General features: G+C 39.5%; 22 protein-coding genes, 3 tRNA genes and 1 rRNA gene. 12 read left to right on the forward strand and 14 right to left on the reverse strand.

The window, feature by feature from the left end; genetic code table 11:
- Positions 1-228: 228 nt before the first annotated feature.
- Complete coding sequence (hypB, locus tag QVB70_RS13660; RefSeq protein WP_287587295.1) at positions 229-888, reverse strand: hydrogenase nickel incorporation protein HypB; 660 nt, start codon at positions 886-888, stop codon at positions 229-231.
- A 198-nt stretch (positions 889-1,086) separates the two neighbouring features.
- Between hypB and QVB70_RS13665 the strand changes: the two genes are divergently transcribed.
- Positions 1,087-2,211 carry an aminotransferase class I/II-fold pyridoxal phosphate-dependent enzyme gene (locus QVB70_RS13665; RefSeq protein WP_287587297.1) on the forward strand — a complete coding sequence of 375 codons (1,125 nt, stop codon included), beginning with the start codon at positions 1,087-1,089 and terminating at the stop codon, positions 2,209-2,211.
- A gap of 28 nt (positions 2,212-2,239) precedes the next feature.
- Positions 2,240-3,583, forward strand: coding sequence for an adenosylhomocysteinase (ahcY, locus tag QVB70_RS13670; RefSeq protein ID WP_287587299.1), 1,344 nt, complete (start codon positions 2,240-2,242; stop codon positions 3,581-3,583).
- 37 nt (positions 3,584-3,620) lie between these two features.
- Here ahcY and metG read toward each other — a convergent pair whose 3' ends face one another.
- Positions 3,621-5,684: a methionine--tRNA ligase gene (metG, locus tag QVB70_RS13675; RefSeq protein WP_287587300.1), complete on the reverse strand. Its 2,064-nt coding sequence runs from the start codon at positions 5,682-5,684 to the stop codon at positions 3,621-3,623.
- 272 nt (positions 5,685-5,956) lie between these two features.
- Between metG and QVB70_RS13680 the strand changes: the two genes are divergently transcribed.
- A complete protein-coding gene (locus QVB70_RS13680; RefSeq protein ID WP_287587303.1) occupies positions 5,957-6,643 on the forward strand; it encodes a hypothetical protein in 687 nt (228 codons plus the stop codon).
- Positions 6,644-6,918: 275 nt separating this feature from the next.
- The gene (locus QVB70_RS13685) at positions 6,919-8,109 is read left to right on the forward strand and encodes a transposase (RefSeq protein ID WP_287587305.1); all 1,191 of its coding nucleotides are present in this window, start codon (positions 6,919-6,921) and stop codon (positions 8,107-8,109) included.
- 12 nt (positions 8,110-8,121) lie between these two features.
- Here the strand turns inward: QVB70_RS13685 and QVB70_RS13690 are convergent, their stop codons facing one another.
- Positions 8,122-8,769 carry a LysE family translocator gene (locus QVB70_RS13690; protein WP_287587308.1) on the reverse strand — a complete coding sequence of 216 codons (648 nt, stop codon included), beginning with the start codon at positions 8,767-8,769 and terminating at the stop codon, positions 8,122-8,124.
- Positions 8,770-8,919: 150 nt separating this feature from the next.
- On the opposite strand from QVB70_RS13690, the gene QVB70_RS13695 reads away from it, so the two are divergent.
- Positions 8,920-9,300 carry a Rid family detoxifying hydrolase gene (locus tag QVB70_RS13695; RefSeq protein WP_287587310.1) on the forward strand — a complete coding sequence of 127 codons (381 nt, stop codon included), beginning with the start codon at positions 8,920-8,922 and terminating at the stop codon, positions 9,298-9,300.
- A gap of 362 nt (positions 9,301-9,662) precedes the next feature.
- On the opposite strand, the gene dnaG is transcribed toward QVB70_RS13695, so the two are convergent.
- Together dnaG and QVB70_RS13705 are read right to left on the reverse strand one after the other, a co-directional pair.
- Entirely contained in the window at positions 9,663-10,868 is a 1,206-nt protein-coding gene (gene dnaG, locus QVB70_RS13700) for a DNA primase DnaG (protein ID WP_287587312.1), read from the reverse strand.
- A gap of 234 nt (positions 10,869-11,102) precedes the next feature.
- On the reverse strand, positions 11,103-11,543 hold the full coding sequence (locus tag QVB70_RS13705) for a toprim domain-containing protein (protein ID WP_287587314.1): 441 nt from the start codon (positions 11,541-11,543) through the stop codon (positions 11,103-11,105).
- 249 nt (positions 11,544-11,792) lie between these two features.
- Between QVB70_RS13705 and QVB70_RS13710 the strand changes: the two genes are divergently transcribed.
- On the forward strand, positions 11,793-12,818 hold the full coding sequence (locus tag QVB70_RS13710) for a tyrosine--tRNA ligase (RefSeq protein WP_287587316.1): 1,026 nt from the start codon (positions 11,793-11,795) through the stop codon (positions 12,816-12,818).
- A gap of 146 nt (positions 12,819-12,964) precedes the next feature.
- On the opposite strand, the gene QVB70_RS13715 is transcribed toward QVB70_RS13710, so the two are convergent.
- The gene (locus QVB70_RS13715; RefSeq protein WP_287587319.1) at positions 12,965-13,114 is read right to left on the reverse strand and encodes a hypothetical protein; all 150 of its coding nucleotides are present in this window, start codon (positions 13,112-13,114) and stop codon (positions 12,965-12,967) included.
- A gap of 438 nt (positions 13,115-13,552) precedes the next feature.
- On the opposite strand from QVB70_RS13715, the gene QVB70_RS13720 reads away from it, so the two are divergent.
- Together QVB70_RS13720 and pheT are read left to right on the forward strand one after the other, a co-directional pair.
- Positions 13,553-15,094, forward strand: a complete 1,542-nt coding sequence (locus QVB70_RS13720) for a phenylalanine--tRNA ligase subunit alpha (protein WP_287587321.1) — start codon at positions 13,553-13,555, stop codon at positions 15,092-15,094.
- 5 nt (positions 15,095-15,099) lie between these two features.
- The gene (gene pheT, locus QVB70_RS13725) at positions 15,100-16,794 is read left to right on the forward strand and encodes a phenylalanine--tRNA ligase subunit beta (RefSeq protein ID WP_287587323.1); all 1,695 of its coding nucleotides are present in this window, start codon (positions 15,100-15,102) and stop codon (positions 16,792-16,794) included.
- A gap of 29 nt (positions 16,795-16,823) precedes the next feature.
- On the opposite strand, the gene QVB70_RS13730 is transcribed toward pheT, so the two are convergent.
- From QVB70_RS13730 to rrf, 4 genes are all read right to left on the reverse strand, one after another.
- Entirely contained in the window at positions 16,824-17,309 is a 486-nt protein-coding gene (locus QVB70_RS13730; RefSeq protein WP_287587324.1) for a pantetheine-phosphate adenylyltransferase, read from the reverse strand.
- 88 nt (positions 17,310-17,397) lie between these two features.
- Positions 17,398-17,829 carry a hypothetical protein gene (locus QVB70_RS13735; protein ID WP_287587326.1) on the reverse strand — a complete coding sequence of 144 codons (432 nt, stop codon included), beginning with the start codon at positions 17,827-17,829 and terminating at the stop codon, positions 17,398-17,400.
- Positions 17,830-17,839: 10 nt separating this feature from the next.
- Positions 17,840-18,973: a DUF1512 domain-containing protein gene (locus tag QVB70_RS13740; protein WP_287587327.1), complete on the reverse strand. Its 1,134-nt coding sequence runs from the start codon at positions 18,971-18,973 to the stop codon at positions 17,840-17,842.
- Positions 18,974-19,154: 181 nt separating this feature from the next.
- Positions 19,155-19,274, reverse strand: a 5S ribosomal RNA gene (gene rrf, locus QVB70_RS13745).
- A gap of 155 nt (positions 19,275-19,429) precedes the next feature.
- Here rrf and QVB70_RS13750 point away from each other — a divergent pair.
- A complete protein-coding gene (locus QVB70_RS13750; RefSeq protein WP_287587328.1) occupies positions 19,430-19,639 on the forward strand; it encodes a hypothetical protein in 210 nt (69 codons plus the stop codon).
- Between the two features lie 181 nt (positions 19,640-19,820).
- Here QVB70_RS13750 and QVB70_RS13755 read toward each other — a convergent pair whose 3' ends face one another.
- The 4 genes from QVB70_RS13755 to QVB70_RS13770 all read right to left on the reverse strand — a co-directional run bounded on the left by QVB70_RS13755 (position 19,821) and on the right by QVB70_RS13770 (position 22,450).
- Positions 19,821-20,141, reverse strand: coding sequence for a DUF1330 domain-containing protein (locus QVB70_RS13755; RefSeq protein WP_287587331.1), 321 nt, complete (start codon positions 20,139-20,141; stop codon positions 19,821-19,823).
- Between the two features lie 105 nt (positions 20,142-20,246).
- Positions 20,247-20,504: transfer RNA gene (locus QVB70_RS13760), tRNA-Trp, on the reverse strand.
- 104 nt (positions 20,505-20,608) lie between these two features.
- Positions 20,609-21,757 carry a hypothetical protein gene (locus QVB70_RS13765; protein WP_287587333.1) on the reverse strand — a complete coding sequence of 383 codons (1,149 nt, stop codon included), beginning with the start codon at positions 21,755-21,757 and terminating at the stop codon, positions 20,609-20,611.
- A gap of 174 nt (positions 21,758-21,931) precedes the next feature.
- Complete coding sequence (locus tag QVB70_RS13770; protein WP_287587336.1) at positions 21,932-22,450, reverse strand: hypothetical protein; 519 nt, start codon at positions 22,448-22,450, stop codon at positions 21,932-21,934.
- A gap of 205 nt (positions 22,451-22,655) precedes the next feature.
- On the opposite strand from QVB70_RS13770, the gene QVB70_RS13775 reads away from it, so the two are divergent.
- The 3 genes from QVB70_RS13775 (at position 22,656) to QVB70_RS13785 (ending at position 24,551) form a co-directional block, all read left to right on the forward strand.
- Positions 22,656-22,758 (forward strand) — tRNA-Thr (locus QVB70_RS13775).
- Positions 22,759-22,800: 42 nt separating this feature from the next.
- Positions 22,801-23,001, forward strand: a tRNA-Pro gene (locus QVB70_RS13780).
- A 92-nt stretch (positions 23,002-23,093) separates the two neighbouring features.
- Positions 23,094-24,551, forward strand: coding sequence for an aminotransferase class V-fold PLP-dependent enzyme (locus QVB70_RS13785; protein ID WP_287587338.1), 1,458 nt, complete (start codon positions 23,094-23,096; stop codon positions 24,549-24,551).
- Positions 24,552-24,562: the final 11 nt, after the last annotated feature.

Here is a 24,562-nt window from a genome sequence, read left to right on the forward strand (position 1 = left end):
CCTAAATCTGAAATATGGATTTGGAAAGTCACCTTGTCATAATGCAATAATATATTGATGTTTATCAACATATTATTTGCCAAATAACTATATATAAGTAGTTATATTTATAGTTTTTGCAAGATTTTACTTTACAAAAGTAAAAATACTCAATACTATGAAATCGCATACTCCCAGGAGTTCTAGGATATACAGTAACTAGTTAAATACTAAAAAAGCCAAAAAAAGTTAAAGGTCTAATGCTGCAATCAGGGAATCAACGCCCTCTTCGGTTTTTGCGCTAGTCTTGATTACCTTTATTTCTGGGTTGATTGTAAGAGCGTCACTCACCATTTCTTCTACATTTGCTTCTACTATCTCTGCTAAGTCCATTTTGTTAATAACCGCTACTTCTGAAAGCTTAAAGAGCAAAGGATGTTTTCGAACGACATGATTTCCTTCAGTTACACTAACAACAGTAATTCGTGCATGTGCGCCCAGTATGAAGTCTGAAGGACAGATGAGATTACCTACATTTTCAATGATGAGTAAATCCAAATTATCTAAATCAAGATCCTTAGCAACATCTCGAACGAAGCTTGCTGTCAACGCACATTCAGATGCGGTTTCAATCTGGATAGCTTGGACACCATGACTTCTAATACGAGTGGAATCAACGTCCGTTGCCATATCTCCTGCAATTGCTGCGATTTTGTACTTCGATTTAATTTTATCGATTAAAAGCTCTATAAGAGCCGTCTTTCCAGCACCAATTGCCCCAACCACATCAAGAACACGAATGCCCTTTTCATCAAATAACGCTCTATTTTGAGCAGCAATTCTATTATTTGCTGCAATCAAACTTGCCTCAGCATCAGCAATTGAGATGCTTATTTCATGTTCGCCCATCTAAAGTTTCACCTTCTTGTAACTGATAAAATCTATTTTCATCATTATACATTTCCAAATACTCAAAGTTTTCTCTAAAAACTGTTCGGTAGCGGCGAGATTATGATTTTTTTTGGGAATTATATAGTCGTATCAATAATTTATTGCATAACCTTTTTGAAAATTGCACAAATCAAGAACGAATCAAAGGTGATCTTCATGAAATTTAAGCCCTTTGAGTTGGAACGATGGTTTGTTAAATACGAACATGATTGTGAGATCATGATGGGCGAGAGTGGAGTTAAACCGCTCACACTTAAAGAACTATTGGATTTGACTGGTAATTCTATCGATAAAGTTTTAGACACAAAACTAGGCTATGGTTGGAGTAATGGACTACCTAAGTTAAGGGAATTAATTGCTGAAGAATATGAGGAGTTAGATACAAATCACATTGTTGTAACAAATGGAGCGATAGAAGCAAATTTTATCATCTCTTACACACTTCTTGAGCCAAATTCTGAGGTTGTTACCTTTTTTCCAACATACGCGCAGCTTTGGCAAGTAGGAGAAAATTTGGGAGCCCGTGTAAAGAAATTGAGATTACTCATGGATAACAAGTACAAGCCAAATATTGACCAGTTAGCGGGTATGATTAGTGAAAACACCGATCTGATAATAATAAACTATCCAAACAATCCTTCTGGAGCCTGCATCGAAAAAACAGACTTGGAAGAAATATGCGCGCTTGCAGAGCAATATAACATCCCAGTTCTTTCGGATGAGATTTACAGAGGTTTAGAATATAAAACTACAGATCGTGCCCCTCCTGCTGCTGATTTATATGAAAATGCCATTAGTGTAGCAGGGCTGTCTAAGGTTTACGGACTGCCAGGCCTAAGGATTGGTTGGCTCGCTTGCCAGAACAAAGAACTCCTTAAAAGAATTTGGTCATTTCGAGACTTCACCTCAATCTGCAATGGTGTTTTAAACGAAAAAGTGGCTGAAATAGCTCTAAAAAGCCGTGAAATTCTCCTCGAACGGGGGCGCAAGATAGCTGTTAAGAATTTTGAGATATTGAAACAGTGGGTTGACGATCATAGCGATGTAATTTCATGGGTTCCCCCTAAGGCTGCTGTATTGACTATGCTTATGTATCACTTCGACATGGATTCTGAAACATTCTGTAAAGGGCTGGCTGAAGAACAAAGCGTATTTACTGCGCCAGGATCCTGTTTTGAAACTGAAAAGCAATTTAGAGTAGGTTTTGGATATGATACCGAAAGGCTTAAAGAAGGCTTGAAGAGACTTGGCGAGTATATCGCTTCATTAAAAGAACAATAATGTTGAAAGAAAAAAGAGGATGAAAAATATGGTAACTACTGAAGTTGGTGATACTTTTGAAGTACGTGATCTTTCACTTGCAGAAGAAGGAAAAAACCTCATCGAATGGGCAGAATTACACATGCCGGTGCTTCGAAAAATTCGTGAACGTTTTATAAAGGAAAAACCTCTCCAAGACGTTCGAGTCGGTTGCTGTCTTCATATCACAAAAGAAACGGCAGTTTTAGGACAAACACTTAAAGCTGGAGGTGCAAAAGTTTTCCTCTGTGCATCAAATCCTTTAAGCACTACTGATGAAGTAGCTGCTGCATTAGCAGAAGAAGATGGCATTCACGTGTACGCGTGGAAATTTATGGATACTGAAGGTTACTACAGATCGATTTCCAATGTTATCAAGAATGAGCCCCACATTAGTGTTGATGACGGTGCCGACCTAGTTGGAATCTTGCATAAAATGAAAAGAGGAGAACAAGCCCCAGAGGTAGATATAGTAAAAAAGGTGTTAGGGGAAAGAATAGATTGGATTGATAATGTGTGGGCTGGTGCAGAAGAAACAACCACAGGTGTAATACGCCTTAGAGCGATGGCAGCGGACGGTGCAATGCTTTATCCTATTCTTGCAACAAATGATACTCCAACAAAGTGGGATTATGATAATTATATCGGCACAGGTCAGAGCACAATTGACGGTGTTTTGAGAGCTACAGCAGATTTACTAGCTGGAAAGGTCTTTGTGGTTGCAGGGTATGGACGTTGTGGACGAGGAATAGCGATGAGAGCAAAGGGCATGGGCGCAAGACGTGTCATAATAGTAGAAGTAAAACCGCATAAGGTACTTACTGCCGCCCTTGAAGGCATGGATGTTATGCCAATAAAAGAGGCTGCTAAAGTAGGAGATATCTTTGTAACAGCAACAGGTTGCAAGAACGTAATTGCACGGGAACATATGGAATTAATGAAAGATGGCGCAGTTCTAGCGAACTCTGGACACTTCAACGTGGAGATCGAAATACCTGCGCTTGAAGAAATTGCTGTGGAAAAGAAAGAAATCCGCCCTCTTGTGAATCAGTATACATTAAAAGATGGTAGGAGGATTTTTCTATTAGCTGACGGACGACTCGTCAACCTGGCTGCTGCGGAAGGACATCCATCTGAAGTTATGGACATGAGTTTTTCTGATCAAGCACTAGCGGTTGAGTGGATTTGCAAGAATAAAGATGACCTTAAAAACAGAGGCGGAGTCGTTATTGACATTCCAAAAGAAATCGACAATCAAGTTGCTCAACTAAAGTGTGAAGTAATGGGTCTAAAGTATGATCTACTAACGCAAGAGCAAGATAAGTATCTAAAAAGTTGGGAAGAAGGTACATAGTGATTGCTTGTAACACCTCACACCTTCTTTTTCAATTTTAAGTTATTTTTGAACCTGGACGAAGAGGCCGATCAACTATTAGAAGGCCTAAAGCACCTGTTTGCGGATCTTCTGCTGCTAAGAGCATTCCATTAGATTTTAGGCCACGGATTTCTGCCGGTTTAAGATTAACTAGTACTATAATCTGTTTATTCACTAATTCTTCTGGTTTATAGTAGCCGATTAGTGATGAGACAATTTGCCGCGTTCCAAGCTCGGCACCTAGATCTACTTCCATGCGAATTAATTTTTCAGTACCTTCAACATGCTCTGCCACAACAACTTTTCCCACACGCATATCTAATGTTTTGAAGTCATCAAACGTAATGAGTGGAGTGGGTTCAGAAGGTTCAGATGGTTCAACTAGTGTTGCTTTTAACTTTTCTTCTTGAGCCTTTATTATTTTGTCATCTATCTTGGCGAACAGGGGTTCAGGATCATCTACGATTTTATGCCCTGCTGAAAATCCTTCAAGGGCTGCGTCCCAGGTCTGTTCGTGCACAGAATTCTCAAAACCCAGGGATTTCCACAATCTTTCTGCTACAAAAGGTAAGTATGGCTCCATAAAAATAGCAAGTGCTCTAACTACTTTTGCACACACACCAAGCGTAGTTTTTGCCTTTTCTGGTGCCTCTTTTATCGCTTTCCATGGGGCTTTATCATTAAAGTATTTATTGCACTTATGCATGAAGTCCATGATGCTTGTTAAACCAGTACGGAGTTCAAAAGACTCTATACTTTTTTCAATATTCTTTTGTAGTTCACCAAGATGTTCTAAAAACTTGTTATCGGCTTCATCGAGATCATTGATTTCTTGGACTACACTGTCAAAGAAGCGATTGGTAAAAGTAAGCGTTCTGTGAATGAAATTTCCGAGGTCTGAAACTAGTTCATTATTTACTTTTGTTTGATACTCTTTCCATTTGAAGTCCGCATCTTCAAGGAGATTAGAGTAACTTATCCAGTAATATCGTAAGGTGTCAGGATCAAAGTTGTCGAGGAATTCAGTGAGTCCGACGTACCAGCCTCTACCTTTGGACATTTTGCGCCCCTCAAGATTTCCATATCCATATGTAGGAATTTTGGTAGGTACGCGATGGCCAGATCCCATAAGTTCAGTAGGCCAGAAAAGCGCATGATGGTACACTATTCCTTTTCCAATAAAATGAATTAATTCAGTATCTTTTTCCTCTGCAAGATCCTTTAGCCAAAATTCTTTCCATTTCGATTCATCTTTCGCTTCTTCGATTGCCCACTCGATTGTAGAAGTCTTGTAACCAAGAAAAGCGTCAAACCAGACATAAATGACCTTTCCTTCAGCATCATCGAGGGGAACGGGAACACCCCAGTCTAAATCACGAGTTATACAGATATCTTCCAAGCCAGGTTCAAGATATTGCCCAATTAAATATTCCTTACCGTAAACTGGGAGCACATCTTCCTCTTCTAGCCATGTTCTTAATTTTTCTGCAAAATTTGAAAGTTTGAGATACCAGTGTTTGCTTACTTCAATTATTGTCGGAGATCCACACAATTTGCAATGTGGATAAAGTAATTCTCCCTCATGGAGAGCTCGACCACAACTGTCACATTCATCTCCTCGTGCGTGATCAAACCCGCAATAAGGACATTTTCCTTCTACATATCTATCTGGCAAGAATCTCTTATCATTAGGGCAATAGGGGAGCGAAAGGTCTTTCTCATAGATGTGTCCGGCTTCATGTAGTTTTAAAAAAACGTCTTGAGTGTTTTCATAATGTAGTTTTCTACTTGTTCTTGAGAAATTATCAAAAGAAATGCCAAGGCGCTTGAAATCATTCACATCTTGCTCATAGTATTTCGTAGCCACCTCAATTGGCGTAACGCCCTCTTCCTCAGCCCGTATACTAATAGGTGTACCATGTTCGTCAGTGCCACTTACAAACACTATCTCATGACCCTTTAATCTGCAATAACGAACATAAATATCTCCAGGGATATATGTACTCCGTGCATGAGCTATATGCAACTCAGAATTAGCGTATGGGAGAGCGCATGTCACGAGAATCTTTCTTTTTTTCATTGCCACCACCACAAGCCCCGTTCACTTATAACGAGGTTCTTGACTTACTTAATCTTTTTAATAGGTTTCAATAGGTACTATAACCGTAGATTAGACTTTTCATAAGATTCTTATCGCTTTATATCTATTGTGCATATAATAGTTGTGTTTAGAGTTCTATTGAGAGGACTTTAGTTTGATGCATCTTGAATTCCTTAAAGAAGAAATTAGTATAAACTTAGAATACTGAATGGTTATCATTAACTACACTTTCAAACTCGGGGCACTAAATAATGGGATATCCACCACGTACACTTAAATCCAAAGTTCGCCTGAAAAGAGCTCTTCTTAGTTGTTATAACAAAACTGGACTCGAAGGACTTGCAACAGTCCTTTCAAAAGAAGCAAATATCGAATTAATAGCATCTGGAGGTACAGCAAAACACCTGAAGATTGCAGGCATGAAGGTAACATCAGTAGAAAAAATAACAAGTTTTCCAGAAATGCCTGGAGAACTAGTGAAAACAATTCACCCGATAATACACGCAGCGATTCTGGCAGAAATACCCACTTCAGGCGAATTGACAGAAAAAATAAATCCAGAACAATTGCAGTTTCTGGAAGCCCATGAAATCAAACCTATAGATTTAGTAGTTTGTAGTCTTTATCCTTTCAAGGAAACTGTCATAAAACTAAGTTCGATAGAAACTTGCCGAAGCCAAATTGATATAGGTGGCTCTGTGCTAATAAGAGCGGCTGCGAAAAATTATCCTCGCGTAGCAGTTCTTACAAACTCAGATCAGTACGAACATTTTCTAAGGCAGATCGAAAAGCAAGATTGGTGCACCACATTCGAACAAAGAATTGAACTTGCTAAACAAGCATTTCAAGTAATCGCAGAATATGAGTATCAAATCGCAAAGTTTATGGAAAATGTAAATCAAAATTTAGATCGTTCAAAACAATTCTATCTAATATAAAAAAAGAAATAATCAATATTTAGTGAATTCCCAAAAGAGAAAAAATCTTGGAAAACTAAGCGAACTAATAATAATATTCAATTGGTCCTCAAGCTTGCACTGGGGCTTGAGTTATTAGCAGACTAGTGATAGGTAACTAAGCAAGAAAGCCCATTCCTTCAGGGGTGGGATGAATTGTGGCAGTGTTCTTTTTCACTTTTATCACGTTCATCATGGTCTCCCTAATCGTTAAATAGTTCTGGTGGCTCTCTTAGTTATTACCAGAGGCTTCAACCTTGAGAAGGTCTAATACCTTTAAGTTATGTCCCACCAAAGAACAAGAGCAGGAGTTATTCAGGCGAGCGAATGCCTGTGCCTGCATGTGGAATCAGCTCAGCTACCAAAGACGGCAATCATTTTTCAACGGACAGATGGATTGGAATACTGATGACGCCTATCACCACTACAAGAAACTAATCGGTTCTGCTAGTGCCCAACAAATCATCCGAAAGAACAATGAGGCGTGGAAGTCCTTTTTTGCCTTATTAAAGCAAAAGAAGGCGAGGATACTCCCGTCTCATATCCATAGAATCCGACCTCCAGGCTATTGGAAGGATAGACGCACAGGGAAGCGAAAACTCAAATATTTAGTACGTTGTGACAATTATTGCTTAAGCATCACGAAGCTAACACTTCCATTCAAATTGAAGTTGAAATGGAAGGGTAGTAACAAGTGGCGGGGCAAACAAGGGAGACTGGAAATTAGTTATGATGAACTCACAGGTCAGTGGTATGCCTTCATGCCGGTGGAGGTTGAGCCTCCACATCAGCCACAAGGAACAAAGAAGGCCTATGTTGATCTGGGAGTGAAAGTACCAATTATGGCAATGATAGACGACACTACGCAGGTGTTTGGCTATCGAGCAAATTCTATATTGGCAGAGTGGTGGTACTGGAATTACAAACTAGCTAAACACGAATCGCTCTTGAAAACCACCAACGATGCACATACTTCTAAAGAGTTACGTTGGTTATACCGAAAGCGGAAGCGGAGATTTAGGGATGTGATAAACAAAGTAGTGAATGACTTTGTAGTGCGCTGTTGGTCACAAGGCGTATCAGAAATAGTATTAGGTGAGCTCACCAACATACGTGACTCAGCTCAATTCTCTAAGAAGTTGAACTCTATGATCCATCTGTTCTGGAGTCATCGCTATCTGGTGACACGCATCAAGGAAAAAGCCGAGGAATATGGTATCACCGTAAGGGAAATAGATGAACAAGGGACCTCCTCAGTATGTCCTCGATGTGCTGCTAAAAGAGTAGTACGGAAGGGTAGATTGTTCAATTGTCTACGGTGCAGACTTGAAGCCCATCGAGACGCCGTAGGTTGTGTCAATATAAGGCTCGCTCAGGGAGACCATCTCGCTGCGGGAGTCATTAACAGGGCGGTGGCACGCCCCTCATTTCTCACCATAGAAGTGTAGAACCCCACTGCTTTAACTGTGGGAGTATGTCAGTACTTGGTATCCAAACCATATTCCAAATCCGATGAGAATTATGCCACAAACAAGAGAAACGTATTTTAGAAATTTACCACCAACTCGTTTTCCTCCCTTTCCTAAAACTAAAGCAAGGACGAAAAACCAGAGAACGACTCCTACAACAACAAAGAAACTGTAGAAAAGGGCACTCAATTGAGTGACTCCGCCGATTACTGAGGAAAGGTAGGATCCAAATATACCAATCCAAAAAATAATGGTAATCGGGTTAGCGACTGTGATTAAATACCCTGCTGGAAATGACCATCGTATTGACATTTTTGCAGAGTTATCTTCCTCTTTCGACTGTGGATCAATACCTTTAAACTGGATAAAATCTTTGATTGCTATAAAACCCAAGTAGACCAAGATTATACATCCGAAAACCCAGATCACTATTTTAGCAAGAGGGTACAGAAAAAGAACAGAGAGCCCAAAAAATACGATTAATAGGTACGTTGAGTCCGCGGCTGCAGCCCCTAAGCCCGTCAAAAATCCGTGATAAAATCCATTTACGCCGCGCTTGATAACCTCCGTTGTTGTTGGGCCAACGGGAGCGGCTAAGGATATCCCTATAAGAATAGCAATGAGGATTTCCACAATCATATTTGGCTATTTAATGCGATTTTTTAAAAACCTTTACTTTGTAGCGAAACACCATCAGTTTTTAGAGTTTATAAGTTTGAACCTACTAGAACTATGTTTAAGTATTGTTTTTTCTTAAGGTTTTAAAAAGAGAAAACGAGGCGTATTAAAATGAAAAAAGAAGTAGTAGTTTCCGATAAGATTCCAAAGCCAATTGCACCTTATAGTCCAGGCATAAAAGCAGGCAATTTCATTTTCGCATCGGGGCACGTTGCGTTGGATCCCTTAACTGGAGAAATTGTAGGCGATACAATAGCCGAACAAACAGAACAAGCGTTGAAGAATCTAAGAGACGTTATTGAGGCTGCTGGAAGTTCTTTAGAGCATGTAGTAAAAACTACAGTCTTTTTAAGCGACATGAATGATTTCAAAGAGATGAATGCCGTGTACGGCAAATTCTTTCAAAATAATCCTCCAGCGCGAAGTACAGTTCAAGTAGGTCTTGTTCTAGGATTTAAAGTTGAGATTGAAGCGATTGCTATAATCCCATAGACTGCTTTTTGCTCAATATAATAAGATCCAACATTCCTTTCTTTTTTACCGCTTCGACAGCATAATTTGCTTAATTCGGAAGTTTTTAGAAGATTAGAAAGAACCCAATGTACCCTGTGAGGTGTGTATACTGTCGAAGGAAAATGAATCATGTTCTTTTAGAGGATGAGGAGCTAGTCCTTGGACCTGGGTTATAGTTTTAGCAGTCCTAGGATTGCTTACTCTCTTGTCGTTTTTGACATAAAAAAATCTCAAGAATAAATAGAATGAAAAGGCCTCTAAAACGCGGGGGGCTTTGGACGGCGGGTGCAACTCGCCTTTTAATTCGCTGAGATGAAAAGAAAAAGGAGAAAAAAGAACTTCTAAGTAAGTATATCATGGAAAGTGAGAAGTTCAATATCAAGAGGCTTTTTTGTAATATTTCCTAGTCGAGCACCGATCAGGTATTTGATATTTTTCTCTGAAGCAATATCTGATAATCGCTGAGTAATAACCCCATCAAACACAATTGCGTATACTCCTTCTATTGATTGAAGTTTATTAGTGAGTTCTGAAACTGGCATTGAATCTATTGAATTAAGTTCCTCACCAAATAAAACGGCTTCGGAAGTTTCTGTAATGTTCTCTGCGCTTTCTATAAGAGGTTCAGGTACTTTGGGAGTCTTTTTCTTCTTTTTAGTACTTTCTTTTGTGGGTTTTTTTACACTTTTAACTTCCATACGTGGTTTGTCTTGTTGACCTTCGAGGTATTGTTCAATGGGTATTTTGTTCCGAAGTTCTTTGATAATTTCTTTTCGTGACAATTCTTCAACTTCTCTATTCGGTGGAGCGCGAGCAACATAGTCTATCTCTGTAAGTTGCAACAGTTCTTTGAGGACAAGTTCGCCACCTCTGTCTCCATCTACGAATGCTATAGCGGTTTTCTTGCGTGAGAGAGTGACAATAGTATCTGGGATAGATGTGCCTTCAACAGCAATCACATTACGGAAACCATGCTTAAGAAGGTTTAATACGTCAGCTCGCCCTTCTACAATAATAATGGTCTCCGATTCGTTGATTTCTGGTCCAGCAGGAAGTTGATCCTTTCCATATTTCATGATGACTCCTAAACGTGCCGCTTTGATAACTTCTTCGCTTATCCTCTGACTCTCAGGGATAACGTCATCTTCCCATGCTCTAAGGATCTGTGTTGCCCGATTTATGATATTTTTGCGTTTTTCATCACGTACATCTTCGATTTTCGCCATGCTGACATGTGCTAAACATGGGCCGACTCTATCAACCGTTTCAAGAGCGGCCGTTAAGATGGCAGTTTCAATTTTATCTAAACTTGAGGGAATGGTGATGATTCCGGTTGATTTCCCGCCTTTTGAATCAATACTTACTTGAATTCTACCAATGCGACCTGTCTTTTGAAGTTCGCGAATGTCTAATTCTTCGCCAAGTAATCCTTCTGTTTGACCAAAGATCGCGCCAACGACGTCTGACTTCTCAACCACTCCTTCAACTTCTATTTTTGCACGAACAACATATTTTGTCGTGCTATAAGATTCAAAATTCTCATTCATAATTAACATCCTCCATTTTTCAAAAAGAGATTTCACAATATTTTACAATGGATCGAGATACTCGATAATGCTCAATTTGAAAGTGAAATTAATTTTAAGGTATAATGTGAACTAAATCTTTCTTTAACTCTCCTCCTATTTATGATATGATTTGCTAACGTAATTTTTACGAATGTAAAGGAAATTATAACGGCTATCTTTACTTTATTTTTTGGAACTGATCACATTATAACTTTAATCCTTACCGATAGTATGTTGACTCGATACTTGGAGTTTTGAGACTAACGAATTGAGGCTTTCAACATCTTTTGTCAGTCGACTAAACACTTTTTTCATTTTGAGCCAATGTACTAAATCGGTTTTACAACGCTTTGATTCTAGATGACTTGCCAGTTTTTTTGTAAGTTTTTCTCCTTGATCATCGAAGTCTGCTAAGAGTATAATTCGATTATAATGTGCGAGTTGCTCTGCGACTTCAAATAAAGGGTCACCAACATGAACGCAATGAATAGGTCCTCGTATACCAAGTGCACGCAAGGATGCTTTGTCTTTTTTTCCTTCCACGATAATCGGTGTCCCGCTGTTTGAGTCTACCATCAAGTCGTGAAGGACATTGTCCATTTTTTCGGTCCAGTTTTGTGAAGGAAACTGACTAGTTCTCTTTTTTCTAGACAATTTTGATGCATCTGCTTTTAGTATTTATATGCATAACTCTTAGCACATTGTAGAGTATCATGTTTGCTTTTACGCATTTGCACGATTCTTATCTCTTAATTAAAAAGAATACCCGTAGCTTTATAAAGCTACTGAAAGCAGTATCTTGCAGACGAGCACGATGCAAGGAGTATACCAATTCATCAATGCATTGAAAACGATCATAATTAACTTAATGACAAAGGCAAAAATCAAAGAAAGGCGAGAAACGTGGAAATTCCTGAGATAATCACCCGAAATCTGGAAGAAATCCTAACAGAAGAGGAACTAATCGAATTACTAAGATCTAAGAAGAAGATTAGGACATACGTCGGCTATGAAACAAGTGGATTTGTCCATATTGGGACTGCATCTACTGCTTTAAAGCAATTAGACTTTTATAACGCAGGTTGGGAAGTTGTAGTTCTTTTAGCAGATCTTCATACCTTTTTAAATTCGAAAGGATCGAAAGAATGGATTGAAAGTATGATAGACTATTGGAGAGAAATATTCAAAGCATTGGGATTGAAGAAGGCTGAATATGTTACAGGGTCTGAGTTCGAGTATGAACCGAAATACGTTCTTGATCTACTAAGATCGACGCTTCTTACAACCCAAACACGAGCACGACGCAGTATGGATGTAATTAGTAAAGAAATGGAGGATCCAAAGGTGGCTCAACTTGTCTACCCTCTCATGCAGTCTTTAGATATTGGTGCACTCAACCTTGATGTAGCTCATGGTGGGATGGAACAACGAAAAATCCATGTGCTTGCCCGTGAGATCTTACCAAAATTGAGTTATAAGAAACCAGTATGTGTTCATGGCACATTACTTTCATCTATAAAGGGCCCTGGAGAAAAAATGAGTTCAAGTAAGCCAGAGACCGTTATTCTTGTCCATGAAAAGCCAGAAAACATCAGAAAGAAGATGCAAAACGCTTATTGTGTTAAAGGACAAGAGGAAGATAATTTTCCACTTGATGTTGTGAAAATGATTATATTTCCTGTACTCGGAGAATTAACGGTTATTCGCCCCGAAAAATTCGGTGGTGATGTACGCTACACTCGCGTCGAAGATATTGTTTCTGATTTTGTCCAAGAAAAACTACACCCACTTGATTTGAAAAAAGCAGTAGCAGAAGCAACAATAAAGGTTTTTGCTGAAGTTAGAGATATGATTGATTCAAATAGAGACCTTCTTGAGCCTTTAATAGAAAAATATGGTGCAGAATTAGTTGAAGAATTAAGTATCTAAAATATTACTTTTTCTTGTTTTGTCTTAGATTAACTTCATTTAAAAAGAAGTAGAGGGATGTTAGTGTTTCCTGACACTAACTCGATGCAATCATAGGTCGGCAGTAGCTCTCATTCCTTTGCACCGTTCTCTCATGCCAGGTGATCTTAACAACCCTCTCCCGCTGGCTGTCTCACGTCTGGGTTGACTCTGTTTTCATTGATGGGTGACACACCCTGCCTCAACAAGAGCCCTATTTCGTGAATTTTAACTAACCAACGGTGCTCTAGATGTCGCCTTTGTTTTGCTCTAGCCATCATCGTTACTCCTAGGCTAGTCCTCGAAAAAAGGGCTTTCCTTTCATCGCTTAGGTCTATATACTCGTAGACCAATTTAAGGATTTTTGTTGAAACGTTACCTTTGCTCGGTTTCTCTCAAAAATCTTATAATCACTAAATTATTAGCAGGTAACGCTTCAATGACAAATTTAAATTAGTGAGCTACCTCGTGCTGAAACATCGAGGCTTCCTGCTTCACAGATGGACTCGATCCCCTTGACGGGTTACGGAGGTCTTATCTCCACAGGCTTAACATCCCTACGCCCCGTAGGTACTATTAACTAGTTTACCATCTATCTATATAAACCCTGCGTCTAAATTCATCTACTTGCTCAAGCCTTGTGGCTTTCTTGAGGAATTTTCCATAAACATAATCATTTTCATCGACAACTTAGCTCCGTACAGAGGTGCTTTCTAATGAAACAGTCGCTGACACTATTTGATACTGAAGAAACTGTCCTCAAAACTCTTAAAAAAGACGATATGATGGATATTGAGAGTATATCAAAATCTACACAATTAGATAATGCTCAGATTAACTCTATTGCCTTTTCACTTCAAGAAAAAGGACTGGTTCAGATAGTTGAGGAAAAAAGCACATTCATTTTTTTATCAGACGAAGGCAAAAAATATGCTACGGTAAAACTACCCGAAATTCGATTACTTCATTATCTCTGTAAAGTAGGGGCACAAGAAATCCCGACAATCCTACAGACGCAAGATCACGGAATGGAAAAGGCAGAGGTTACTATTGGTCTCAATTGGTTAAAGAAAAAGAAATGGGCAGAACTTAAAAAACAGCAAAATGGAGCAACACTCCTTTATGTAACCGAAACTGGAAAAGATGCGGCACTTGGCCCCTGCTGCGAAGAAGAATTCCTTTCTCTTTTAGCAAAAAGTGATTTAGTCTTAGAGGAAATGCCTTCTAAAGATAGTTATATTGATAGTTATCTTGAATTTAGAAAAAGAAAATTACTAAAAGAAAAGGAAATAACAACAAGAAAACTTCAATTAACGGAACTTGGAATGAAAGTGGTGACAGGAGAAGTCCAAATTATTAAAGAAGTGAGTAAGCTTACTCGTGATGATATAACCTCTGGAAGATGGAAATCTGTCGTGCTTAAACCCTATAATGTTACAGCACCTCCTCCTACTGTATATCTCGGGAAGAAACAGCCGTTCCTTGAATTCTTAGAAGAGGTAAGAAGGGCAGTAATTGGTATGGGATTTCAAGAAGCAAAAGGTCCCCTTATTGAGATGGAGTTTTGGAATTTCGATGCATTGTTCCAGGCGCAAGATCATCCAGCCCGTGAGATTCATGATACGTATTACTTAAAAGACCCGATATTTGGTGATTTAGAACTAGATGCTCTAAGAAAACGAGTGAAAGCGACTCACGAAAATGGCTGGACAACCGGTTCGCGCGGTTGGAGATACCCTTGGAGTTTGAAACGTGCATCCCGACTTATTCTTCGTTCCCAAACTACATCGGTCTCTATGCGATTTTTACACGAGCATAAGACTCCCCCACTCAAAATGTTCTGCCTTGACAGGAATTTCAGACCTGATGTCTTAGATGCTACACATGCTATAGAGTTTTTTCAATTGGAGGGTATTGTAGGCGACAAGAATTTGACTTTAAAGCACCATCTAGGATATTTGAAACAAATTGTGATAGAACTAATTCCAGGTGCGGAAGTGAAATTCAAGCCGGGCTATTTTCCTTTTACGGAACCTTCTGTTGAAGTCTTCGCTCGTCATCCGAAACTAGGATGGATAGAAGTCGGAGGATCTGGAATTTTCCGACCAGAAGTCGTCAAACCATTTAATGTTGACTTTCAGGTGCTAGCTTGGGGGATCGGTATTGCACGACTAGCTATGATCTACCTTGAATATGATGACATTCGCGATCTTTACAGCGATAACCTTGACCTTCTAAGGACTAAGGAAGTGAGGTGAAACAAATGCCAACTATTACGGTGTCCTACAATGACCTTATTAGTCTGATTGGAAAAGAAATCCCATTAGAAACATTAGAGGATCGTTTGTTTTACATTAAAGCAGAAGTTGAAGATATCACACCCATTTACGGGTCAAAAAATGAAGTTGTTGACCACGATCTTCAAGTTGAGATCACTTCAGACAGACCAGATCTGCTCTCAGCAAGTGGTCTCGCACGCGTCTTAAAAGGTGTTTTTGAAGTAGAAATGGGCCTCCAAAAGTTTGATGTTGAACCTTCTGGAATTCAATGCACTGTTGACTCTTCTGTACTAGATGTACGTCCCTATATCGTTTGTGGCGTCGTAAAAAATGTTCATTTAACAGATGCCTTAGTTCGACAGTTAATGCAACTTCAGGAAAAAATTCACGATACCCACTGTCGTAGACGACGAAAGGGCTCTATTGGACTTCACAATCTCGATGCGGTTGAGCCTCCTTTCACATACTTGGCAGAAAAACCAGAGAATATCAACTTCGTTCCACTTAACGAGACAGAAAAAATGAATGGCTATGAAATACTAAGAGAGATTCCAAAAGGGCGGGATTATGCTCATATAATATCGGATTTCGACAGATATCCGCTTTTGGTAGATAAAAACGGTGATGTTCTCTCCCTGCCACCAATAATCAATGGCAATCTAACAAGAGTTGACATGGATACTAGAAATCTCTTTTTTGACGTGACCGGAACTGATGAATATATCATTATTTATGCTCTACACATTCTTCTTGCTGATCTTTACGATCGTGGCGCGAAAATCGAATCAGTTGAGATCCTCTATCCTGACAAAACTCCTGAAGTCTATCCTAACTTCACACCTACTAAAATGAACTTGAGTCTACAAAACACAAATGAACTGCTTGGATTTGGCTTAAACCTAAATGATTTAACAACAATACTGAAAAAAATGCGATTTGATTCAAAAGAAATTGATGATGACACTTTAGAGGTTCTTGTGCCTGTATATCGACCAGACTTTCTTCATGAAGTTGATATAATTGAAGACGTAAGTATTGGCTATGGCTATGATATAATGGAACCTGAGCTTCCGCAATCAATGACTGTGGGCGGGGAACTTCCTTTAAGCACATTCGAACGTAAGATTAAAGATTTGATGGTTGGAATGGGCTTTCAAGAAATTTTGAATTATGTCCTTACAAATATGCATGATCTTGAGACAATTCGTTCGTTTACTGAATCTAATGAGATAACTGAAATTGCAAACCCAGTAAGTGAAAAATATACTTTCATTCGTAATCAATTGATGCCAGGACTCATTAACTTTCTAAGTAAAAATACCCATAGTGCTTTTCCACAGAAAATCTTTGAAGTAGGTCCTGTCGGAATCCCTGATTCGTCTTTCATAAATAAAGTACGTACTGTTTCAAGAATAGCTGCAGCCATTACTGACTATGCTACAAGTTATGAGCACATTCAAGCAGTAGTGGGAGGGCTTCTCACCAACTTAGGCGTTCCATTTAAACTGAAAACTGCGGTCAATCCTTCTTTTCTTGAGGGAAGAGTTGCTGAGGTCTTTGTAAAAGGTAACAAAGTAGGTGTTTTGGGAGAACTTCATCCCGAGGTATTGCTTAAATTTAAACTAGAAAACCCCACCGCCGTTTTCGAAATTGAAGAACTCCCTCTCTTTGAAGCATAAAAGAATAAGAATTACATTAATTAATGTTCTCACTTTTTTTCTTCAAGCAGCTTCCCATTTTTGTTAATTGTCCCTGCCCTAATTCGTGACGATGAGATTGGCATCCCATCTTCTGCTAATATTCGGGGAACACTTATTATGGTTAAGGGCACAAGCCTATTTGCTTTTCTTATGTCATTGATTTCTTCTGCAGTAGGACGAGTTTCTTCAGTAACGATTATTGCCTCCATTTCAGGTAATGTAATAGCAGGACCATATCGATCATTAAGCTTCACAATTTTGGCGCGTTGGAGAAGTCCATTATTTTGCAAATAGTTTTCCATGTTTTTAACGCGCTGCGTATAAGATTGGACTTTTTTGGCGTTATCTTTATCGGAGAGCATTTCCTCAGAAGTAATTCCAATTAAAACATGCTCTCCGATTTTAAAAGCTTTCTGAAGAAGTGTTTTATGTCCTTTATGAATACGGTCGAAGGTCCCACCAATACCGACAAACGAATATTCTTTTTGTGGCACAGATTACCCTCAGGTTCCCTCTACATTTTTATGTGACAAACTAAAAAAATAATTGTTAGCCTCCCCACTAAAAAAACTTGTTTCGAATCTACGCGCTTTGAGCGGTTTCTGTACTTTGAGGTTTAACTTCGAGGGGATTATAGGCATAAATTAAATCTATGTAAAGTGTATCTTGTCCTCCACATAGCGGACAATTTCCTAGTTTCTTGTAGACATAATCGCCTTCCTTGAAGTCTCTAATTTCTGAGTATTCGCATCCTTCTTGTTCGCATTTTAATTGAGACACTGTATGCCACTCAATCTTTTTTGAACGTCCTCTGATCCAGAAATTAAATAACCAGATAGCTCCAAGTATTAGGAGTCCAAACAGCAATTGTGTTTGCCATTGACTCCCTTGTGGATTCTGAAAATAGCCTGTAGTTGCCGATACTATGAAATATAAGGATACTACCATTCCAATGCCTATAAGGATTAAAATTACACGCGAAACGCGTGCTTGGGGTCTTTTTTCTTCACTCATCTTTTCAACCTCATTGTCCTACTCCAAGTGTGTTTCCAATTCCTGCTACGACTATCGTATCTCCTTCGTTTGTTTGATTATTAATAATCCAATGAATGCGTTTAATGACGTCATCTACGGACGTTGCTATTGATTTTTTCATTGAAGTCAGAGCGTCCTCGATCGATTGCTTTACTATTATTGCATCAATAGGGATGTTGTACTTTACCCCAGATTCTTCTATTTTGTGTTTTTCGGGACCGGGATCGCCAATTGCTGCGCCGACACCTTCGATCACATCGCCGGTCACTTCGCCTTCTAACTTCAAGGCGGCATCGATCATTATTACACGAGCAACTTTCCCTTCTTTTTCCTCTATGACATTCTTTACTCCAAGTCCGGGCTTTCCAACAGTACCTCCGGGTCCCTTAGCCTTTACAATGATGACATTGCGGTTATTTATGTTCTTTTCGACTGCAACGACCTCTTTTGCTACCTCCTTCGGTTCACCGCCTCTCATGAGTCGCGCTGCGACAAGAGGTCCTACGCCATCACCGATGGGTTTACCTTCTGCAAAGCACTTTAACGCTTCGAAATACGCCTTAGCGAAGATCATAATTAAGGGGAGCTGCATGTAAATCTGCATGATTAAAAATGTGCTCTTAGTTTTCTTGCCAAGTAATAAGAAGTGACGTATTATTCTAAAGATAGTGAAAACGGCTATTGTCGCCTCAATCACGTTTTCAAGTGTTTTAGAATCCGCCTCATTCGCTTTAGGTGCTACGCGAGAGACGAAATCTTCGAATCTTGACTTTCTCACATCCATCAAATGCTCTAATCGGTTTAAAACTCCTGCCGGGTCTTTATCCACAGGCATTATCATAAAGAATTCAAGGAAACCTTCTATCGTATCAAACACTTCCTCGTCAGAAGCATCGCTAAAATTCGAGACCCGTAACTTGCAGATTACTTTGCCTTCTCGCTGCCATACATCTAACTTCATTAGTGCACGTTCAATTTGTTTAAGCCACATGAACTGCTGAATACGCTGTCCATAAAATATTGAGAAAATGATAAAGACAAAGAATAATAAATTGAAGATAACGGCATATGGATTACTTCCTTCCCCACCGCCACCTGTTAATAAATCTAATAACCCTTGCATTGTTTTCAGCCAGCCTCAAATACATGTATTTATCCGTTTCTGTATTCCTAAGACACTTTGCTATGCATTATCCTTTTCACTTTTAAACTATTCCGTAATGGACACAGTTGACAAGAATTCAGACAGTATTCATTGAATAGAGAGAACATCCTCTTTGGTATTGATATAAGCAGAAAAAGTGGACCTTCAGCATTCAGGTTTCCCATCTGCTCTCGCAAGGTAGTACTCCCACGAACGTCTCCAGACTTAACTTCTGAGTTCGGCCGGGATCAGGTGTGGCCCTGGAGCGATGGCCGAAGATCCAATATAAGGCATATCCCATCTATATAAAAACTTTACTACAAAGTATCAATACGTCAATCGTTGATCTAGAAAAAGTAAAGATGGTGGGGACGGAGGGATTTTCAGAAAGAGAGACTTTCTCTCTTTTATTTTTATTAATAAGTGAGCTACCTCGTGCGAAAGCATGGAGGCTTCCTGCTTCTCAGACGGACTCGATCCCCGTCCGTGACGGGTTACGGAGGTCGTATCTCCACAGGCTTAACATCCCTACGCCCCGTAGGTACGGTAAACGATGGTGAGACCATCGGAGTATGCACCTTGTCGGCAAGTGTTCCTGTTATCCCTCCAATTGCTGTTGATATCTTTCTCATTTCACCTATATAACTTGAGGCAGACCCCCCATTGCACATGATGCAAGTGAACATACACATCTACCGCAATTCATCACCACGCTGAAGCGCTGGTGCTTTCTTGCTTAGCTACTAGCAAAAAAAGTAAGATCAAACCTATAAAAACTTCTATTGAAAGAAAGCAAGAGTAAGATGACCCAGGAGTAGACGCCCTCTCAAAGTTTTGGGTCCGGGTCTTCGGTGTTTTCGCCACCTTCTTGTATCAGCAGCATCCGCATTGTTGACGATGCATGCCGGAATACCATTGCTTCTTGGTACTCAGGATCAGCTATCCAAGCCTCAACGTGAGTTTTGCTCGGAAACTCTAATATTACCATCCTATCTGTGTATGTCTCTCCTTCCAATGTAGTAACCGGTTCCCCGCGTGTGAGAAACTTCCCTTGGTACTTCTTCACTATGGGTGGTGTCCTATCCGTGTATTTACGATAGGTATCTGGATCATGGATCGCCATCATCGAAATTACATACGCTGGCATTTATTACTCTCCTATGGATATTGTTGAGTTCAACTCCACCGCGTTCAAAAGATTTGAATCGGTTAAGAGAAAAATATCATCTTACTGTATGATGATTCTTAAAAGTGGTGGGGACGGAGGGATTTGAACCCCCGATTCGAAATGAGACTTCCCTAATTTTGACTGATGTTTTTTGCCTCATTCTTCCGCCAACCGTGAGAACCACGCCACGTGTTGCCATCGGGTTTCTCTGGTAAGCACAACTCCAGAAGATCTTCATCCTTCCGTCAGTTTTTGCTATTTACAACCTCTGGAGCCCGACGTGCTACATTACCTCATACTAACCTACCAGAGATTAATACGAACTGGCTACACTACGTCCCCAATTGCTACAATTGTAGACACGAAATAGTGATCAGGTTTTGTTTTAAATTTTACTAAAAATGATAAATTAGTTGTTTCTCAACAAAAAAATAGCCCAGAACAGGTTATTCTTTTCTTATAAAACCCACAAGTTTCTTCAAATCGTCCGCAGTCGCTGATGGACCTACAAGTAATACTTTCTTGCGCCCATCCCCTCCTACATGACAATAGAGTACCATATTTTCTGTTCCTACGATGTATATGTCGCAATCCTCTACATCACTTAAAACTAATGTATTTTTAGTTCTCTCTTTTTGTAACTCACCTTTCTGTAACAAGGTGTCTTGAAACTTTTCATCCCTGACGGCGTCTAAAAGAAACCCAATATCGCCCCAGAGACTCCCATCAACTGTGATATAGTAATATTCATTGAATCGTGAATTAAGGTCATTTGAGAAATCTAACGGTCCAAGTGGTTGAGATTTTTTGTAAGAAAGCCGCACAACATCATCAGCATCATCACCTTCGCTAACAGCCTCTTTTATAGCCTGTGTTAGTTTATCTAACACAACATCACCTGAGAAGGCCCTTAACCATGCAAAAATCGTTCCGCTCCAAATCATGGTGTTAATTCCAAAAACCACATCTGCACCAACTTTTTCTAATGTGCTTGCATCCGGTTTCTCACGAAATTGAACGCATTCCAAAAGGGGGTATTCGCCCTCTTCTAAGAGAATACATTCAGCAATACCCATTTGTGTCGGATCGTGATGATCCTGGACTGAGGCTTGCAAACCTATAATTTTTTCTGGATGTTCCAACGTCTTATTTAAGAGGACAAGTTCAGCATTGATGAATGCATCTGCTTTATCATGATCACACGGCATAAAGATTAGGAGAATTTCTTCTGCACAATCCTCGTTGATCCATCCCGCATTCTTGCATTTCTTACATTGATTCACATGGGAGTAAATTATTCGTGCAATTGCAGCTGGAAACATATGTCCATTAGAACGGACATAAGGAGGCTCTTTAAGGACTATATCGATTTTAGCCTCTTTAATCCACGATTGCATTGCATCATCCTCTTTGATGGCGAGTATAACTTGTAGAGGTGTCCGTTCTCGAACACGCAGAACATCGGCCAGCAATATCCTAGTTTTATCTCGTTTTATCTTCAATAAGTGCTTAGGAAATCCTCCAAATCGCGTTGCTCGTCCCCCAGCCGATGTTAAAAGATATTTCTCTGTGTGATGGATTTTATCCTGTGCCATTGCGTTCTCCTCATTTTACTCTTCAGACATCTCATCTGAACACCATGATTTTGGAAATGTCTCTTCATTTCTACATTAAGTCAGGTTACAAATAAAAAAGTTAACTTCGATATCGAGAACTTCGCTCAGAATTATTATGAGCACCTTTTAATCCATGTAGTTATCTGAGCAATTTTAATTTATAAAGAAGTTCGTTTGATAGATATTTCCTGTGGCTGAGTAAATAGTGACCCTTACAGAACTATCTGTAAGAAAATAGTCTCCAGATCCTTCACAATACAACTTAAAGCTAACGAAAATACGAGATGCAGGGATCGTCACCCCTAAATCATTCCCTTTAGGATTAAGTAAAGTCTCATCATCATTTAGATATACAGCTACTTTCCAGTTGTTATCCGTTCCAGATGTCCAAATTCTACCATCATTTTCTACTTCTAGATGTGTCAAAGTAATTTCTGTACCCCCTGTATTAGTAACAACAAAACTCATAGCATAATCCTGTGATGCACCTCCTGGTGCAACCGAGAACTTATTGGCTCTGTCTCCATCTCTCGCATGATATTGAAAACCGCCAATCGCAATAGCTTCTTGCTGGCTTGCCACATAAAGAAATGCAAAACTAAAAAACATTATCACGGAGACTAATATTCCCAGAAATAAAATATATGGAGTTTTAGCTTTGAGTTTATACACGACCCAGCCCTCTTTTCCCAAAGTCAATTAACTTGATATCATTTTTTTCAAGTGAGTGGCTCTCAATATTAAATGGAACAAATGGAACATATAGATTAAATGAATATAAGAAGCATATAGATCCAAGCTTCATGGATTCAGGGTTCACCATAAAGGTTAAAAAAATAAAAAACAAATCAAATAAAAAGCAATGCCACCAATAAGAGCCGCCGTAGCTCAGCTGGTAGAGCGTTGGACTTGTAATCCAATGACAGTTCTGCTATTCGCATAACTGGTGGAAGTCGAGGGTTCAAATCCCTCCGGCGGCTTCATATACTGTCTCACATCCCAAAAGACAGTTTATTTAATGTGGGCGGGTGGTCTAGCATGGTATGATTCCGGATTTGGGTGCCCTCCTCTTAATGAGGAGACAAAAACATCCGGAGTTCTGCTTGGGTAACCCCAGCACGATACGGAATGACTCTACACGCGCGCTGTGGTGTCCCGTTTGCCGGGAGTTCGAAGGAATAGAGAGAAACCCTCTCTTTCTGAAAATCTCCCCTCGCCCACCACTCTTTTTGAAAAATAAGTATTGAATAAGATAATATAATTCCTAAAATCATACTCTAATTCATTATTTGAAATGCTCAAGTTAGGTGTTTAGATGAATCATGTGGAAATAATGATGCTCGATAAGAAGACCCGAATCGTTCTTTGGCAGTGTCTTGTTGAAGTTATTGAAGAATATATTACAAATGTTAATCAAGCACGCGTTGCCCCCTATTTAGATGCAGATAAGATACGATCTCTGCTAAACTCTATTACATTTACAAAGTCCATAGATCCTTTACAGGCATTGAATTTTGTAGTGAAAGGCTTGTGGGACTATCAAATGCATGTAGCTAATCCACAATACTTTGGATTATTCAATCCGTCTCCAACCACAATGGGGATCGCAGCTGATGCTTTGGTTGCTGCTTTTAATCCTCAACTCGCAACATGGAGTCATAGTCCCTTTGCCGTGGAAGTTGAACAACATTTAATTCGATTTTTTGCTTCTCAATTTGGTTATAATTCGGAAAAAATAGATGGCACTTTTACATCTGGTGGTACTGAAGCTAATCATACAGCTCTATTAACAGCTCTCACTCACAAATTTCCAAAATTTGCACAAAGAGGGCTAAGAGGACTCGACACACTGCCTAAACTGTATGTTTCTACAGAGAGTCATCATTCTCTTATAAGAACTGCTCGTTCATGTGGTCTGGGCGTAGAGGCAGTGCAACAAATACCTGTAGACGATTCATTGCAAATGAAAGTTGATGTGCTTATTGAGCAAATTGCAAAAGATAGAGACGTTGGGTTCGCTCCATTTCTAGTCGCGGCTACCGCAGGAACGACAAACGCCGGAGTGGTAGATCATATAAAAAGAATTGCTGATGTAGCAGAAAAGGAGAAACTTTGGTTTCACGTTGACGCGGCATGGGGAGGTGCGATCGTATTTGTAACTGAAATGAGAAATGTTCTTGAAGGCATTGAACGATCAGATTCGATCACATTCGACACACATAAGTGGCTAAATGTCCCTATGGGCGCTGGTCTATTCTTAACTCGCCATCCAGAAATTCTCCTCAGAACTTTTTCTATAGAAGCCGATTATATGCCAAAAGATGCGTTGGGATTAAATGTAGTAGATCCATATATTCGTTCCCTCCAGTGTTCCCGCAGATTTATTGGTCTAAAAGTCTTTTTATCTCTTGCTGTGGCAGGATGGAATGGATATAGCACCGTAATTAGACACCAAGTAAAAATGGGAGATTTATTGCGCCAAGAACTTAAAAAATCAGGTTGGAAAATCGTCAATCAGACAAAGTTACCAGTTGTGTGTTTTGTTGATCAACAAAGACCAGAAGGGAAATCTGTCGAGTTCGTCGAAAGCATCGCTCAGGGAGTCGTTTCTTCTGGAAAGGCTTGGATTTCTACTACAAGACTGAAACAGAATATACCTGTGCTTAGAGCTTGTATTACCAACTACCGGACAGAACCAGAAGATATTCATGCTTTAGTCCATGTGCTCAACGAAACAAGGCAAGCTTTTTACAGCAAAATTCGTCAAACATAGCTTTCAAGTTA

The organism is Candidatus Borrarchaeum sp. (assembly GCF_019058535.1).
GTDB lineage: Archaea > Asgardarchaeota > Sifarchaeia > Borrarchaeales > Borrarchaeaceae > Borrarchaeum > Borrarchaeum weybense.